Source organism: Nitrosopumilus adriaticus, from assembly GCF_000956175.1.
In the GTDB taxonomy this organism is placed as follows: domain Archaea; phylum Thermoproteota; class Nitrososphaeria; order Nitrososphaerales; family Nitrosopumilaceae; genus Nitrosopumilus; species Nitrosopumilus adriaticus.
The window spans coordinates 226,421-240,432 of sequence record NZ_CP011070.1 but is presented as its reverse complement, the minus strand read 5'-3'; the positions used below and the strand labels follow the sequence as shown (position 1 = coordinate 240,432).

Annotated in this window: 22 protein-coding genes; 7 read left to right on the top strand and 15 right to left on the bottom strand. The window is 32.5% G+C overall.

Annotated features, from left to right (window positions below; translation table 11 throughout):
- The first annotated feature begins 15 nt into the window (after nt 1-15).
- The 5 genes from hflX to NADRNF5_RS01340 are packed head-to-tail and all read left to right on the top strand — an operon-like array spanning nt 16 to nt 4,081.
- Entirely contained in the window at nt 16-1,137 is a 1,122-nt protein-coding gene (gene hflX, locus NADRNF5_RS01360) for a GTPase HflX (RefSeq protein WP_048114909.1), read from the top strand.
- Nucleotides 1,127-1,660, top strand: a complete 534-nt coding sequence (locus tag NADRNF5_RS01355) for a tRNA (cytidine(56)-2'-O)-methyltransferase (protein WP_048114908.1) — start codon at nt 1,127-1,129, stop codon at nt 1,658-1,660. The genes hflX and NADRNF5_RS01355 overlap by 11 nt, the downstream gene beginning before the upstream one ends.
- A 26-nt stretch (nt 1,661-1,686) precedes the next feature.
- Nucleotides 1,687-2,202, top strand: a complete 516-nt coding sequence (locus NADRNF5_RS01350; protein WP_048114906.1) for a transcription factor — start codon at nt 1,687-1,689, stop codon at nt 2,200-2,202.
- Between the two features lie 45 nt (nt 2,203-2,247).
- Nucleotides 2,248-2,652: a hypothetical protein gene (locus NADRNF5_RS01345; protein WP_048114901.1), complete on the top strand. Its 405-nt coding sequence runs from the start codon at nt 2,248-2,250 to the stop codon at nt 2,650-2,652.
- Nucleotides 2,653-2,689: 37 nt separating this feature from the next.
- Nucleotides 2,690-4,081 carry an NAD-dependent succinate-semialdehyde dehydrogenase gene (locus tag NADRNF5_RS01340; RefSeq protein ID WP_082051957.1) on the top strand — a complete coding sequence of 464 codons (1,392 nt, stop codon included), beginning with the start codon at nt 2,690-2,692 and terminating at the stop codon, nt 4,079-4,081.
- Nucleotides 4,082-4,100: 19 nt separating this feature from the next.
- Here NADRNF5_RS01340 and NADRNF5_RS01335 read toward each other — a convergent pair whose 3' ends face one another.
- The 12 genes from NADRNF5_RS01335 to NADRNF5_RS01285 all read right to left on the bottom strand — a co-directional run bounded on the left by NADRNF5_RS01335 (nt 4,101) and on the right by NADRNF5_RS01285 (nt 11,072).
- Nucleotides 4,101-4,406 (bottom strand): hypothetical protein, encoded by a 306-nt coding sequence (locus tag NADRNF5_RS01335; protein ID WP_425339004.1) that lies wholly within the window; start codon nt 4,404-4,406, stop codon nt 4,101-4,103.
- 2 nt (nt 4,407-4,408) lie between these two features.
- Nucleotides 4,409-4,966: a hemerythrin domain-containing protein gene (locus tag NADRNF5_RS01330; protein ID WP_048114895.1), complete on the bottom strand. Its 558-nt coding sequence runs from the start codon at nt 4,964-4,966 to the stop codon at nt 4,409-4,411.
- Nucleotides 4,967-5,063: 97 nt separating this feature from the next.
- Complete coding sequence (locus tag NADRNF5_RS01325) at nt 5,064-5,321, bottom strand: hypothetical protein (RefSeq protein ID WP_048114893.1); 258 nt, start codon at nt 5,319-5,321, stop codon at nt 5,064-5,066.
- Nucleotides 5,322-5,357: 36 nt separating this feature from the next.
- On the bottom strand, nt 5,358-6,014 hold the full coding sequence (locus tag NADRNF5_RS01320; protein ID WP_048114888.1) for a 2,5-diamino-6-(ribosylamino)-4(3H)-pyrimidinone 5'-phosphate reductase: 657 nt from the start codon (nt 6,012-6,014) through the stop codon (nt 5,358-5,360).
- Nucleotides 6,001-7,191: an amidohydrolase family protein gene (locus tag NADRNF5_RS01315; protein WP_048114886.1), complete on the bottom strand. Its 1,191-nt coding sequence runs from the start codon at nt 7,189-7,191 to the stop codon at nt 6,001-6,003. Before NADRNF5_RS01315 ends, NADRNF5_RS01320 begins: the two co-directional genes overlap by 14 nt.
- Nucleotides 7,185-7,937 carry a GTP cyclohydrolase IIa gene (locus NADRNF5_RS01310; RefSeq protein ID WP_048114884.1) on the bottom strand — a complete coding sequence of 251 codons (753 nt, stop codon included), beginning with the start codon at nt 7,935-7,937 and terminating at the stop codon, nt 7,185-7,187. The genes NADRNF5_RS01315 and NADRNF5_RS01310 overlap by 7 nt, the downstream gene beginning before the upstream one ends.
- Nucleotides 7,937-8,350 (bottom strand): 6,7-dimethyl-8-ribityllumazine synthase, encoded by a 414-nt coding sequence (ribH, locus tag NADRNF5_RS01305; protein ID WP_048114881.1) that lies wholly within the window; start codon nt 8,348-8,350, stop codon nt 7,937-7,939. Before ribH ends, NADRNF5_RS01310 begins: the two co-directional genes overlap by 1 nt.
- A 2-nt stretch (nt 8,351-8,352) precedes the next feature.
- Nucleotides 8,353-9,018, bottom strand: a complete 666-nt coding sequence (gene ribB, locus NADRNF5_RS01300) for a 3,4-dihydroxy-2-butanone-4-phosphate synthase (RefSeq protein ID WP_048114879.1) — start codon at nt 9,016-9,018, stop codon at nt 8,353-8,355.
- Nucleotides 9,019-9,096: 78 nt separating this feature from the next.
- A complete protein-coding gene (locus NADRNF5_RS01295) occupies nt 9,097-9,681 on the bottom strand; it encodes a riboflavin synthase (protein ID WP_048114877.1) in 585 nt (194 codons plus the stop codon).
- Nucleotides 9,682-9,735: 54 nt separating this feature from the next.
- A complete protein-coding gene (locus NADRNF5_RS01290) occupies nt 9,736-10,440 on the bottom strand; it encodes a tetratricopeptide repeat protein (protein WP_048114875.1) in 705 nt (234 codons plus the stop codon).
- Between the two features lie 79 nt (nt 10,441-10,519).
- Complete coding sequence (locus NADRNF5_RS11230; protein WP_179360687.1) at nt 10,520-10,663, bottom strand: hypothetical protein; 144 nt, start codon at nt 10,661-10,663, stop codon at nt 10,520-10,522.
- A 58-nt stretch (nt 10,664-10,721) separates the two neighbouring features.
- Nucleotides 10,722-11,072 (bottom strand): response regulator, encoded by a 351-nt coding sequence (locus tag NADRNF5_RS01285; RefSeq protein WP_048114873.1) that lies wholly within the window; start codon nt 11,070-11,072, stop codon nt 10,722-10,724.
- Between the two features lie 55 nt (nt 11,073-11,127).
- On the opposite strand from NADRNF5_RS01285, the gene NADRNF5_RS11855 reads away from it, so the two are divergent.
- Both NADRNF5_RS11855 and NADRNF5_RS11850 read left to right on the top strand, forming a co-directional pair.
- Nucleotides 11,128-11,382, top strand: a complete 255-nt coding sequence (locus NADRNF5_RS11855; protein WP_342399215.1) for a hypothetical protein — start codon at nt 11,128-11,130, stop codon at nt 11,380-11,382.
- 17 nt (nt 11,383-11,399) lie between these two features.
- Entirely contained in the window at nt 11,400-11,741 is a 342-nt protein-coding gene (locus tag NADRNF5_RS11850) for a hypothetical protein (RefSeq protein WP_342399214.1), read from the top strand.
- Nucleotides 11,742-11,747: 6 nt separating this feature from the next.
- Here the strand turns inward: NADRNF5_RS11850 and NADRNF5_RS01275 are convergent, their stop codons facing one another.
- Genes NADRNF5_RS01275 through NADRNF5_RS01265 form a run of 3 tightly spaced genes read right to left on the bottom strand, consistent with a single transcriptional unit; the run spans nt 11,748 to nt 14,012 of the window.
- On the bottom strand, nt 11,748-12,602 hold the full coding sequence (locus NADRNF5_RS01275) for an HpcH/HpaI aldolase/citrate lyase family protein (protein ID WP_048114871.1): 855 nt from the start codon (nt 12,600-12,602) through the stop codon (nt 11,748-11,750).
- 7 nt (nt 12,603-12,609) lie between these two features.
- Nucleotides 12,610-13,686 carry a zinc-binding dehydrogenase gene (locus NADRNF5_RS01270; protein ID WP_048114869.1) on the bottom strand — a complete coding sequence of 359 codons (1,077 nt, stop codon included), beginning with the start codon at nt 13,684-13,686 and terminating at the stop codon, nt 12,610-12,612.
- A 41-nt stretch (nt 13,687-13,727) separates the two neighbouring features.
- Entirely contained in the window at nt 13,728-14,012 is a 285-nt protein-coding gene (locus NADRNF5_RS01265; RefSeq protein ID WP_048114867.1) for a DNA-binding protein, read from the bottom strand.

Below are 14,012 nucleotides of genomic sequence, written 5' to 3'. Positions count from 1 at the left end.
TAGGATTGAAAAGAAATGAAATCAGCAATTTTAATCACATATGATCAGGAAGATTCGATAAACGAGGCTAAGGGACTATGCGATGCTGCAGGGTATGAAATAGTCCACATCATTCAACAGGATTTCCTACAAAAACCAAAGTATGGAATTAGTGGCGGGGTTTTAGAAAGACTAGAAGAGATATCAGAGAAGCTTAGACCAGATGTAATCATATTTGATGAAATTTTAAAACCAAGTCAAAATTATAATCTAGCATCTGTACTCCATAGAGAGATCTTAGATAGAGAAGGATTAATTCTGGAGATTTTTGAAAGTAGAGCATCCAGTGCTGAATCAAAATTGCAAGTAAAATTGGCTCAATTACGATATGAGATGGCTCGAGCAAAAGAAAAAGTTCGTCTTGCAAATATGGGGGAGCAACCAGGTTTTATGGGAATTGGAAAGTTCGAGGTGGATGTTTACTATAACGATATCAAACATAGAATGCAAACAATAAGATCTAAACTTGAGAAAGCAGGAAAACAGCGAGAACTTCATAGACAAGGCAGAAAGAGAATGGGATTCAAAACAATCTCGCTGGCAGGATATACATCAGCAGGAAAAACCACATTGTTTAACAAAGTCACAGGTGAATCAAGAGCTCAAAGTAAAGAACTGTTTACAACACTAACTACCACAACACGAAGAGTAACAATTGATCAAGAGCCATTCTTAATCGCAGATACAGTCGGATTCATCAGCAAACTTCCTGCATATATGATTGATGCATTCAAATCTACTTTAGAAGAACTAACATATACAGACATCATCATTCTAGTAATTGACATTAGTGATTCTGTTTTTGAATTAAAAAAGAAATTTTCTAGTTGTATGCGAACTTTGAGTGAATTGGGTGTTGAGAAAGACAAGATAGTTTATGTGTTAAACAAAGATGATTTGCTAAAACAAGATGAGATAAATCGAAAAATTGACATACTTAATTTATCTGAAAATAAAAAACTAATTTCAGTTTCTGCAAAAACAGGCAGAAATGTAAAGGAATTGAAAGAACTGATAAAAAATATTTCAGAAAGTCATAATTCATACAAATTCAATAAAAATTCATCTGAAGGAGTTAAAGATACTCTTGGTAATTGAAGTAGTAAGAATTGGACAACGAGTAGTTAGAGATGATAGAGTCACAACTCATGTTGCACTTGTTTCAAGAGCATTTGGTGCTGATAGAATTTTCATGAGTGAAATAAATCCAGAGATTAAGGACACTATAGAAAAAATCAATAGAACTTGGGGAGGAAAATTTGAAGTAGAGTTTATTGATAAATGGAAATCAATTGTTAAGAAGAAAAAGGAAGATAACTTCAAAATTATTCATCTTTCAATGTATGGTCAAAATATCAACGATGCCCAAGAAGAACTCCAAAAAGAAGAAAATTTGTTGATTGTTGTTGGGGCTGAAAAAGTTCCTAGAGAGATTTATGAATTAGCAGACTATAATGTCGGAGTTGGAAGCCAACCCCATTCAGAGATTAGCGCTCTGGCAATTCTTTTAGATCGTATTCAAAAGGGTAAACAATTTGAGAAAGACTTTCCTGATGCAAAAAGAAAGATCATACCCACAAAAAATGGTAAAAATGTACAAGTAAAAGAAACAAGGGATTAATAGTAGAAAATCAGGAGTCATTTGAGTTGGTAGACAAATACGAAGATCCTTTTGTTAGAATCGCCTCCATGATTGGAGGGGATGAATATCTCAAAGTTGCTAGATCATTACTCAAAGCCGAAGATGCAACTGATGAAGAGATTGCAAGCTCCACAGGTCTAAGAATCAATATGGTAAGAAAGGTATTGTATGATTTGTTTGGAAAATCACTAATTACAGGAATCAGAGTAAAAGATGAGAGAAAAGGCTGGTTTGTCTACAGATGGAGAACTAGAAGGGAAGAAGTTGAACATTTCATTGAAAACCAAAAAAAGAAAATTGAAGAAAGATTACAACAAAGATTAGATTATGAAAATGCCTCCGACTTTTATCATTGTGGAAATGAAGACTGTCCAAGAGTAACATTTGAGAGTGCACTTGATGGCATGTTCAAATGTCCTTCATGTGGAAATGTTTTGAACCTAAAGAAAAATGATAAATCTAAAAAAGCATATTCGAAGAAAATTGATGAAATAAAAAAAGATATGCAGCAGACATTTTGATTTGTTGTAATATAAGGATAAATACAAAATCATAGTATTATGAGCATGTCAGAAGATGATTCGTTATCCATCTGTAATGTTTGGAAAGGAAACACATCGAAAATTATCAATGAATTAGAAGCTCAAATACCCTCACATTTTCAAATATATTCAGATATGTACAAAGAGTATCTTCATGCCATAGACAATATTTTTGGGACATGTGTTTTGTCAGAAAAGGAATTTTTTGAAAAATTGGATATTGATCCGAATTTTTTGAAAAATCTTGGAAAGTATTCAGACTTTCTTAGTAGTACGTGTATTAAGCAAATTGAAAATTATGATAATTATCTAAAATGGTATTCGCAAATAAGGGCTTCAGGCATGAAGTCATATGAGGAATTTGTTCATACGATGATGGATTCCTATTCAAAAACACTTTCTAATTTTTCAAAAAATATTAAAAAATAAGTTAGAGATTAAATAGGAGAAATTCTTTGAGAAATCCTTGAGTCAAATAACTACGGTAAATCCAGCAACAGGTGAGAACATTAAGACTTTTACTCCAATGGATAAAAACCAAGTAAATGACCTAGTTAGAAAAGCTAAACGAGCTTTTCCTGAATGGAAAAAGGATTATGAAAAAAGAAGGAGTTATGTTTACAATTTAGTCGAATATCTAAAGAAACACAAAACGGAACTTGCAAAAGTTGCAACATCTGAAATGGGTAAAGCCCTCAAAGAATCAATTGGCGAAGTTGAAAAATGTGCTTGGGCATTAGAATTTTATGCAGATCATGGAGACAGTTTTCTTTCTGATGAAGTTTTAAGCTCTGATGCAAGAAAGAGTTTTCTAACTTTTGAACCACTGGGAGTAATTGGTTCTATTATGCCTTGGAATTTTCCTTATTGGCAAGCATTGAGATTTGCAGCCCCATGTTTAATGGCAGGAAATGTAATTGTAATGAAACCATCCAGAGTAACTATGCAATCAGGAATTGAAATTGAGAAAGCATTTACTGAATCAGGAATGCCTGATGGAATATATCAAACAGTTGTAGGTAGTGTAGAATCTGCAAATAATCTAATTGACTCAGATGTTAATGCTGTTACTTTTACTGGAAGTACAAATGCAGGTGCAAAGGTTGGAGAAAGGGCTGCAAAAAATTTGAAAAAATGTGTATTAGAATTAGGAGGAAGTGATCCTTTCATAGTATTAGATGATGCAATTATTGAAAAAGCAGCTGAAGGTGCTGTTAAAGGAAGATTCATCAATTGTGGTCAAAGTTGTGTAGCCTCAAAAAGATTTTTTGTGGGGAAAAACATCGCAGAAGAATTTACCGAATTATTTATCAAAAAAGCCTCTCAACTCAAAGTTGGAGATCCCATGTCCATAGAAACTGATGTTGGACCCATTTCAAATAAAGAAGGTTTAGAAACAATTTCCGGAATTGTAGAGGACGCAAAACAAAAAGGTGCTGAAATTCTTTTAGGAGGTTCAGAGATAGAAGGAAAAGGATTCTTCTACATGCCAACAATTCTCAAAAATATCAAACCTAACATGAGAATTGCAACTGAAGAAACATTTGGACCAGTGGCACCAATTACAATAGTTGAAAATGAAAGTGAGGCAATCAAATTAGCTAATGAAAGTGAGTTTGGTTTAGGTGCCAGTATATGGACAAAAGATCTTGCTAAAGCAGATAAGATGTCAAGACGAATAGATTCAGGGATAGTAAGTGTAAATAATGTGGTAATATCTGATCCTAGAATTCCCTTTGGAGGAATAAAACATAGTGGGTTTGGAAGAGAATTATCAAGATATGGAATGCTTGAATTTGTAAATCTAAAATCAGTCAGATTTTACGATAATTTAACACATCATCATTACGTCGAATAGATTTCTTATTAGTATCGCTCTAAGTGTCATCAGATTCGTCTTCATCCTCTAAATCTTCATCATCCTCTAAATCGTCATCATCGTCACATTCTTCTAATTCAACATAAGTTGGATTACCATCTTCGCCAAAGTAAATCTCAACACAAATATCTGTAGCCAAGGTAGTGGCCATAGTTTCTGCTAATTCTTTTGGAAAATTTCCCAATCTGCTCGGATCTGAGGAATATCGGTATTCAATAATTTCATCTTCGTGATAGAAATCTAATTCGATATCACCATTAGCAAATTTTCTAACTCCCATTACTTGACCAAATATACTAGTCAAATCTAACTACCCTGTTCTGACAAATCATGCGAAAGATTGTCAGCCAATTTCTCATAATGTTCTCTAGATTTTCCCAAATCAGTAAGTTGAGTTTTTTCAATTTCATTTAGTTCATCATCCACTTTTTTGGAAACATATTGTAATCGTGCTTCTGCCATCATGAATAATCTATTATTTTCTTTCCACAGATGTTCTGTGACATGTTCAACATATTGTTGCATATCACTAATCAATTTTGTAGAATCTCCTGATGAAAGATACACTTTTGCAGACTCTTCCATTGCAGTTCCAATTTCCCTTGATCGTTGATGATCAATTAGCATCATTGCAATAGGTCCCATATTACTAGGCATTCCAGCTTTTTCTAAAGCAGGGAACAATGATTTTTCTTCTTTAGTATGATGACAAACGTCAGTAAAGTTTTTTGAAAAATCAATTACTGGAAGCAAAATTGATTCTGGAATTTGTTTACCATCATTTAATAATTGAATAGTAGATTCCATTGCTTTGATTACTTTTTCTATTAAATCATGATCGCATCGTAATGATGCTGTTGACATAATAATTTTAAAGAAAATCCAATATCTATATCTTATTTATTTTAAAAAATAATTAAAAGATAGAAATTAGTTAACGATTAATCGTTAACAAATCATTTTAACGATTAGAGAGGCTCTTTGATTTTACAAATGCCCAAATCTTTTTGGTCATTTCACTTGGAGCAATTGGTTTCTTGCCAAATACTTGTTCTACAGTCTCATTACGACCTGCAAAATTGATTGCATATCCGCCAAATGCTGGTTTTTTTGTTTTTGATTTAGTAGCCTTCTTTTTTGGTGCAGCCTTCTTTTTTGGTGCAGCCTTCTTTTTTGGTGTAGCTTTTCTTTTTGTTGTAGCTTTCTTTTTTACTGCCAATTTCTTGTAATTTTATTTCAAAGAAAGTATAATAACTTACACTTTTGCATAATTCAACACTAGGTGATTTTTGAGCCTCTTGATAGATTTAAGACGTAGATTTGGCGAATTTGAGATTTTTTTAAACCCATTTCCATCAATAAGAGATACGGCATTTTTTCCTCCAATCAGAAATGGGGACAAGGTGATAATCAGTTCATCAAAAAGATCATATTTTATAAATTCCCAATTAACGGTTCCCCCTCCTTCAACTAAAACCGATTTGATTTTTTTATCTGAGAGTTTTTTTAATAATAATTTGATATTAATAGAATTACTTCCAACCATAATTATTTCGATAGGGAATTTTTTTAGTTTATCAAGATTTGATTTACTAATTTGATGTGATACAGCTACAATTGTTGGTATTTTGTTACATGTTTGAATTATTTTTGAATTTTTAGATATAGTACCTTTAGAATCTAAAATGATTCTAATTGGATTTTTGCCTTTAGTGTGGCGTACTGTCAACATAGGATCATCAACTAAAACAGTGTTTTTTCCTACAAGTATTGCATCTACTTGGGATCTTAGTTTATGTAATCTAACACTATCTTGTTTTGAAGATAGTTTTGAATCTCCTGTGACAGTTGCAATTTTTCCATCAATGGATGTTGCAGCACTCAAAGTTACATGTGGTCTAGATTTTACCATACACTATTTTCCCTCCAATCATTACTGCTCTAATTGCTGATTCTGATGCTCTATGAACAATAGATGCATGTGGATTATGCATTGGTTCTAAATCTAAAGCATGTTTATCAATCAATATACAATCAGCAATTTTTCCACTTTCAATAATTCCAATATTTTTTTTCAAAACTTTCCCTCCATTTACTGTAGCCATTTTAAGAATTTCTTTTGGTTCAATTCTTTTCTTATGAATTCCCATAGTTGCTTTCCAAAGAAAATCCATTTCTCTGAACATGTCTGGCGAATTTATCATGACGTTATCTGTACCTAATGCTAATACACATCCTGCTTTTTGCATCGATACTATATCAGGAATACCTTCGGCAAGCGAAGAGTTTGCTCTGGGACAAATAACTATTCCCTGAGTTTTTTTTGCAGTACTGTGTAGATCACTTTTTGAGGCAAATGTCATATGAACCAAAAAATGAGGTTTCATAGATAATGCTCTAATTGTTTCAGATTTTCCTGTGACTTTCTTTGATGTTGAAACACTTTGCTCAGTTTCTGAGGCGTGAATGGCTCTAAGTTTTGTTGTTTTAGAGTATTGGTCTAAAACTAAAGTACTATTCTCATTAGCCCCGCTAACACCAATTCCATCACATTGTTTGAGAAGTGCATCAAGATCTGCAAGTTTGTTTACTGGGAAGGGCTGATTTTTTTTAATTTCAGTTGATTTTTGATAAAATTCCAGTCTTCCTAAAATTATTGAGCGTATGGGGATATCAGATAGTACTTTTTTGAGTAAAATTACTCCATCTAATCCACCCTCTCGAAAATCTACAAATGTAGTTATTCCTTTTCGAAGCATTGAATGACATGTATTTTTCATAAAATTTGATAAATTTTCTTGTGAGGTATTTTTTAGAATTCTTGATTTAGCTCCAAAAACAGGATGAATTTTTTCATCTACCGAACTATTGAGTGTAAAGTCTTTTCCAATAGAATCACCAATGTGTGTATGTGCATTAATGAAACCTGGAATTAATAAAAGACCTTCTCCGTCTATAGATTCCTCATTTGTATCGGGTTGAATTTTTGATTGAATTTTTTTGAAATTATTATTTTCAATTTTTACATTAGTTCTTAAGACAAAATCTAATTCTGATCCTTGTAATATACTGATATTTTTTATTAACATGATAATTCATAAACTTCAGGTTTTTCCTTTCCTGAATCTCGAATTTCACGTATAGTATCAAGGGATTTTGTGGCTAGTTTTACGGCTTCCCTACTAGTACGAGCAGTTCCTATTCCACAATTCAAAGAAATTTCATCATTTTCTTTTATCATGTTAATGAATTTCTGTACCGAATTTTTTCCATCTTCACTTGCAACTACCATGAAATTATCCCCACCCATAAAAATTGTAAGAGAGTTTTTTTCAAGAAAATATTGCGACATTTTGGAAAATAAATCAAAAATTATTGTGGTTATCTCATATGGTGAATTACTTTTTCTACGTGAGGAAAGATCATCTACATCTAAATGCATTATTGTAACTTTTGAATCAGATGAATTTTTAACAAATCCAAAAATTTTATGCTCGTCATTTAGAATAATTTTATTTTTCTTTCCATCATAGGCTTTCAAATTTGCATCAAAAGGAGAGTCTCCAAACCCAATTGAAACATCCAATCTAATATCAAATGATTTTTCCAGTGTTTTTTGAATTTCAAGATGCTCAACTAAACCCAGTCCATTAGAAACTACAAAGAATTCATCTGCTCGATTAAGAAAAACCAGGCAGTTTTTTTCAGAAAATAGTTTCTGCACTTCTTTGTAGAGTGATGCCTGAAGCATTTGTAGTTCATGCTCTCTATCACTCCCCAATGTTAAGGTCCAAGGACCATATCCAGTAATTTTGAGTATACTAAGTTGAATCATTATTCAATCCTCTTTAATTCATTAGAAATTTTTACAACAGCTTCTACAGCCCTTTCTGCGACTGGTCTTATCCTAGCATAGGCATGCCTTTCCTGCATTCCAGGACCAGAAATTCCTAAAGAGACGGGTTTCTGATATTTAATTGATAATGAGGTTAAAGCCTGAGCAGCAGAATGTGATATTACTTCATCATGTTTTGTTTGTCCTTTAATTATGGCACCCAAAGTAACTACTGCATCTACATCATTTTTTTGCAATAACGAATCTACAATTATAGGCATATCGTAAGCACCAGGAACAGTGCATGTATGTAATATTTTCAACTTTAGAAAAGTTGCTTTTTCTTGAGCTACTGCAAGCATCCTAGATGTCACTTCCTCATTGAATTCCGAAACTACTATTGCAATATTCAAAACTAATGCACCTTGGCGTATTCTAAAAGTTCTTTTCCATCAATTAATGGAATCCCATTTTGTTTGGCAAATTTTTCTGCCTTATCCACGGATAATGCAGAATATGTTTCAGCATCCATCATTTCACAAATTGCTGTAACAGGTGTCAAACCTGCAACTTGAGCAAGATAAACTGACATTTCAGTATGTCCTTGTCGTGCAGCTAATAATCCTTTAGACGCAATCAATAGCGGGACATGTCCTGGAGTTTTAAATGATGAAGCAAATTTTTTCTGTTTGTTTTCAACATTAAAGATATTTGCCATTTCTCTAATTGTTAATGACCTGTCTTTATCAGTAATTCCGGTATAAGTTTGATAATGATTAATGGATAATGAAAATGTTGGATGATCACCATATGGTGCCAAACCCATAATCATTTCTTTATTTGAAATTGAAGAATCAGCAAGGATGTCATGCATGTATTTTAAGTCAAGGGATTTTGCAAAATTATTATCAATTGCAATACACAGTAATCCACCAGCATGTTGACGCATTCTTGCTACATGCTCAGGAGTAACAAATTCAGCAGCTACTACCATATCTATTTCATTTTCTCTTCCAGCTGAATCAAATAATAGCACAAATTCACCACGCTTTAGAGATTGCAGTGCTGATTCAAGAGACATATGAAAAAATGCCGGTAATCTAATTATAAAGTTTACTAAAAAATTGGTAATTACCACTAAACTGGTAAATTGCTGGCTTTATTTTAAAATGTATTTTCCAAGAATATCAGTTTCAATATTAACTTTATCGCCAATTTTTTTTGTATGAAAATTTGTGATCTCAATTGTGTGGGGAATTAATGAAACTGATGCTAGGGTATTTTTGATATCGACAACTGTTAGACTAATACCATCTACTGCAATAGAACCTTTTTTCACAACATATTTTGATGATTTTTTTGGAACTTCAAACCAAACTTGAACTTCTTTCGGTTTTTTCATAATTTTTTTAATTATACCGACACCATCAACATGGCCTAAAACAAAATGACCTTCAAGTCTCTCACCTGCCTTTAAGCTGCGTTCAATATTTACAATTCCACCGACTTTTAGATTACCAAGATCTGTTTTTTTCGTAGTCTCTTCAATCATTTCAAAAATACAACTAGATTTAGATAATTTTGTAGCAGTAAGACAAACACCATTCAAAGCAACGCTCTGACCAATTTTTAATCCCTTGGAATGTTTTCCAAGATTCACAGTCATCTCGATAGCGCTTCGATTTTTGGTATTTTTTGAAATCTTTTCAACTTTACCAACTCCTTCAACAATTCCAGTAAACATCAAAGTAAACTATTTGATATACGTATAAAATGATTTAGATGTTATTTGCAGCAATTATTTTGAATTATATTCATTGAATTCATCTTCACAAAATTGATGAAATACAGTAGAACCGTTTTCATTAGCATCATTTTTAATTTTTGCCATATCTTTGTTTAAAACACCTTGTGCAGCTAAAAATGCATCATCTTGCATTCCTAATTTTTCAAATAATCTAGATTTTGCACGTGGAATTTCTTTAAGATTTGGATCAATTACTTGGGCCTTATCATAAAACTCAATTGCATCTTGGTAATTTCCAAGATGGCTAAGAGATATGGCTTTATTCATCAAGGCTGTCACATCATTTGGATCAATCAATAGTGAAGTTTCATAACATTCAAGTGCATTTTGGTGTCGATTTAATTCATTGAGTGATAAGCCCATAGTGTTTAGTGCCCATACATCTTTGGGATTTGTAGAAAGAATTTGTTTGCATAATTCTAAAACTTGTTCATATTGCTGTAAATTTTCAAGAGCATAGATCTTATTTTTTAATGCATATGTATCAGAATTTTTAATTTGTAAAACTCTATCGCAATACTCAATTGTTTCCTCGTATTTTTTTAGATAAATCAGAGACAGTGAAATATTCTGAAGTGCTACCATGTCATCAGGGGCTTTTTCTAAGAGATTTTTGCAATAATTGTACATTTCCTCGTATTTTCCTGCATTAAACATCCTAGTAATCACATTTGTAGGATCTAAAAGATCAATCATTTTACAATATTATAATAAAATTCCATTATCTTTAACCTATTCTGAGTAGAAAAATAGAAAAACGCAAGTAAGAATGGAATTATTTTAGAACTTTTCGAAGCGTTTCATTCAATACTTTGGAATAACTGTAAGATGATTGCTCCTGTTGAATCAATTTTGCTTGACGAAGTCGTAGTTTCTTATCAAGATCTTCATCAATCATGATTGTAACACGTTTACTCATTTGAAAATTTTTATGAATTTTTCAATATAAGACTATGTGAAATGTTCCAAAAGTGGGATCAGTCTTGAATAATAGAAATTACTTTGTCCATTTTGAATGGTTTCTGAATAAGAGGTATGTTTAGCTTTTCTAGTTTTTCCTCAGTAGTGTAATCACTATCTGCAGAAACAGCGATTATTCGTGCTTTAGGATCAATATCTTGAATTTTTTTGATTGCATAGAAGCCACTGCCGTTAGGCATGTTAAGATCTATTAGAACAACATCAGGTTTTGTTTCTTTGAATAGTTTAACGGCTGTGCTTCCATTAAATCCATTTCCAATGACATCAATTCCGTTTTCTTCAAGAAATTCACTGAATAGTCTAACTGTATCTTCATCATCATCAATGACAATTACTGATTTTGACATCTATGATAGTAAAAAAAGGAGTGCTTTAATATTTTCCATAATTTAGAATTTCCATATGGGAGGAATTGATAGATTAATTTCTAATGCATTATCATCTGAAATTAAGAAAGAGTTGGATTTAGAACTTCTTAGTAAAGTAGAGCGTGAATTATTTTTAGAGCATGGGATGTCAATAAAGCTATCAATTGAACATTTTCAAAAATTTACTTCTGTTCTAAAAAAAAATTCAAATCTTGATGTCAATAAATTTGAAAGAGAGTGTATTGATAAAATCCTTAAAATAAAAAAATGGACGGGAAATATTTTGTGACCATATTGGATTCTAATTTGTCAGATTTAATATTGGGATTTTTTGGAGAGAATGATTCTAGATGTATTATTACAACTCTTTTAGAAAAAGAATTTACGATTCCACAAATATTGAAAGAATCTAAAGCTCCCAAAACATCAGGATATAGAAAAATTGAAAATATGATTATCAATGGATTAATTATTGAAACTGGTAAAATATTGAGTGAAAGTAAAAAAATATCAAAGCTTCAATGTGTTTTTCAAGAAATTAATTTAGAAATAAAAAAAGGGAAAACTATCGTTAATGGAATCGTATCTCAGAAAATGATGGAAAAAAGTACTAGTATGAAATCAATTTTTGATGCAATAAATACATGAGAGCAATCACTTTACTAATTCAAGAAGAGATTTGGCTTGTTTAAAATGAACCTCATCTATCATTTTTCCATCAACAGTAGTAGCCCCTTTGCCTTTCTTTGTTGATTCAAGATAGACTTTGCAAACTTTTTCAGCCCACAAAATTTCACTTTTATTTGGATGAAATAATTTGTGTACCACAGAAATTTGATCTGGGTGTATGATACTTTTTCCTGAATATCCTAGACTTTTGCCAAGTTTACAATCTTTTTCAAATCCTTTAGAATCTTTGAGGTCTTGCCAAATAGCATCTATTACTGCAACTCCTGCTGCATTTGCATCTACAGGTATTTTTGTTCTAGAATAAGTAGCCCCATTTGCTTCTTTAGTATATTCAACACCTAAATCATTGAGAAGATCAAAAACTCCAAAGACTACAGCAGATACTCTTTTTCCAAAAGAGGCAATGTTATACGTATTAACAACACCTTCTGCAGATTCAATAGAAGGAATAAGTTGTATTGGTTTTAGTTTTCTTGATTTTTCTAATTTAGAGAGTACCGTTTCAATTTTTTGCATTTCTTTTACATTATTCACTTTAGGAATTACAATTCCATCGATTCCTTTTTGAACTACTTCTTTGAGGTCGGAGGGGATTTTTCCTGAGGTAGGTGAATTTGTACGCACAAAAATTGAAGACTTGTATGATTTTCGTGACTTTAATGCAGATTTGATAAGATTTCGTGCATTAGTTTTTTCATTGTCTGGAACTGAATCTTCTAAATCAAAACAAACAATGTCAGCTTGAAGGCCTTTAGCTTTTTCTAAGAATCTGGGATTATTCCCAGGTACAAAAATTAAACTACGAAAAAGCTGAGTCATTAAATGACTAAGCGCCTTCGGGCTTTAGTAAGATTTTGCCAAAGAATTTACCGTCTAACATTTTTGTGTGAGCCTCTGCGGCTTGTTCAAATGTGTAAACGGAGTCAACTATGGATTTTAGTTTTCCTTGACCCATCCAGTAAAGACCTTGATCAAGTTCAGCTTTTGTTCCTTGTGTTGAACCTAAGACGTTAATTCCTTTGAAGAATATGTGTCTAAGATCTATTTGTGCGTCATAACCTGTTGTTGCACCACATGATACTAGTGTTGCACCATACTTGAGTAAGGTTAGTTGTTTGTTGAAGTGAGTTTGACCAATATGATCAAATGCAATATCAATTCCAGGTGCTTCACCTTTTGTTTTTGAAATTTCTTTAGAAATCTTAAAGACTTCTTTTTGCCAATCGTCTTTTCTATGATCTACAGCATGATCTGCGCCCAGTTCTAGACATTTATCTAATTTGTCAGGACTAGCAGTTGCAATTACATCACAGTTGTATAATTTTGCAATTTGAATTGCAAAGCTTCCAACTCCAGAACCACCACCCATTACGAGTACTGTTTGACCTGGAGTAATGTTAGCTCTACCAACTAACATGTGCCATGAAGTTAGAAGGGTCATTGAAGCTGCTGCTGCATCTTCATATGAGACACTATCAGGGATTTTTGAAACATTGACTTCTGGTAAATGAATTTGTTCAGAATATGCACCCCAAAGTGGTCCAGTTTGGAAACCCCAAACTTGTCTTTTCACACAATCAAATTCTCGTCCATCAGTACATGCTTTACAAACTCTACATGAGAGATTTGAATGAGAAACTACCCTGTCTCCAACTTTGAAATTTTGTACATCTTCTCCTACTGCAATAACATCTCCAGCTACATCTGAACCTGAAACATGTGGAAGTGGAACTGCAACTGGCACTCCTCTCATTCCCCAAATATCATTATAATTAAGGGCAGATGCTTTATTGGTAAAAATTACCTCATCTGCTTTTGGTTTTGGTTCATCTATATCCTGGACTTTAAGGATTTTAGCATAATTATCATCTGGTGCATATTCATTGTATACTACTGCTTTCATGAAATAAGCCACACACTACCTATAATTATATTTTTTCTGGATTAAACGCGATTTATCTTAAAATCACGTTTTGGTTGCTGAATTGATAGCAATATTTGCTTGAGTTGATCATCAGATATTTGTCCTGGAAGTTTACCTTGGGTTGCCATTCCGATCAGATACTGTTCAACTAGATCAGATAATTCTGATTTTACCATTTTGATATTGTTTAGTCTCAATCTGGCTTCAGGTGAAAGAATTCGTTTTAGAATCTGTTCTTTTTGTTCAGATAATTCTTTATTCTTATTATCGTAAGGAGGTTCTTCATTAGATTCTGGGAAACTCAT

Excerpts from the sequence above, each read along its gene's own strand:
- NADRNF5_RS01320 (WP_048114888.1), bottom strand. The coding sequence starts at position 6,014 with ATGGTAAAATCTAGACCACATGTAACTTTGAGTGCTGCAACATCCATT.
- NADRNF5_RS11855 (WP_342399215.1), top strand. The coding sequence starts at position 11,128 with ATGGGAGGAATTGATAGATTAATTTCTAATGCATTATCATCTGAAATT.
- NADRNF5_RS01270 (WP_048114869.1), bottom strand. The coding sequence starts at position 13,686 with ATGAAAGCAGTAGTATACAATGAATATGCACCAGATGATAATTATGCT.
- NADRNF5_RS01275 (WP_048114871.1), bottom strand. The coding sequence starts at position 12,602 with ATGACTCAGCTTTTTCGTAGTTTAATTTTTGTACCTGGGAATAATCCC.
- NADRNF5_RS01265 (WP_048114867.1), bottom strand. The coding sequence starts at position 14,012 with ATGAGTTTCCCAGAATCTAATGAAGAACCTCCTTACGATAATAAGAAT.
- NADRNF5_RS01310 (WP_048114884.1), bottom strand. The coding sequence starts at position 7,937 with ATGATTCAACTTAGTATACTCAAAATTACTGGATATGGTCCTTGGACC.
- NADRNF5_RS01315 (WP_048114886.1), bottom strand. The coding sequence starts at position 7,191 with ATGTTAATAAAAAATATCAGTATATTACAAGGATCAGAATTAGATTTT.
- NADRNF5_RS01295 (WP_048114877.1), bottom strand. The coding sequence starts at position 9,681 with ATGTTTACTGGAATTGTTGAAGGAGTTGGTAAAGTTGAAAAGATTTCA.
- NADRNF5_RS11230 (WP_179360687.1), bottom strand. The coding sequence starts at position 10,663 with ATGAGTAAACGTGTTACAATCATGATTGATGAAGATCTTGATAAGAAA.
- NADRNF5_RS01345 (WP_048114901.1), top strand. The coding sequence starts at position 2,248 with ATGTCAGAAGATGATTCGTTATCCATCTGTAATGTTTGGAAAGGAAAC.
- ribB (WP_048114879.1), bottom strand. The coding sequence starts at position 9,018 with ATGTCTCTTGAATCAGCACTGCAATCTCTAAAGCGTGGTGAATTTGTG.
- NADRNF5_RS01290 (WP_048114875.1), bottom strand. The coding sequence starts at position 10,440 with ATGATTGATCTTTTAGATCCTACAAATGTGATTACTAGGATGTTTAAT.
- NADRNF5_RS01330 (WP_048114895.1), bottom strand. The coding sequence starts at position 4,966 with ATGTCAACAGCATCATTACGATGCGATCATGATTTAATAGAAAAAGTA.
- NADRNF5_RS01285 (WP_048114873.1), bottom strand. The coding sequence starts at position 11,072 with ATGTCAAAATCAGTAATTGTCATTGATGATGATGAAGATACAGTTAGA.
- hflX (WP_048114909.1), top strand. The coding sequence starts at position 16 with ATGAAATCAGCAATTTTAATCACATATGATCAGGAAGATTCGATAAAC.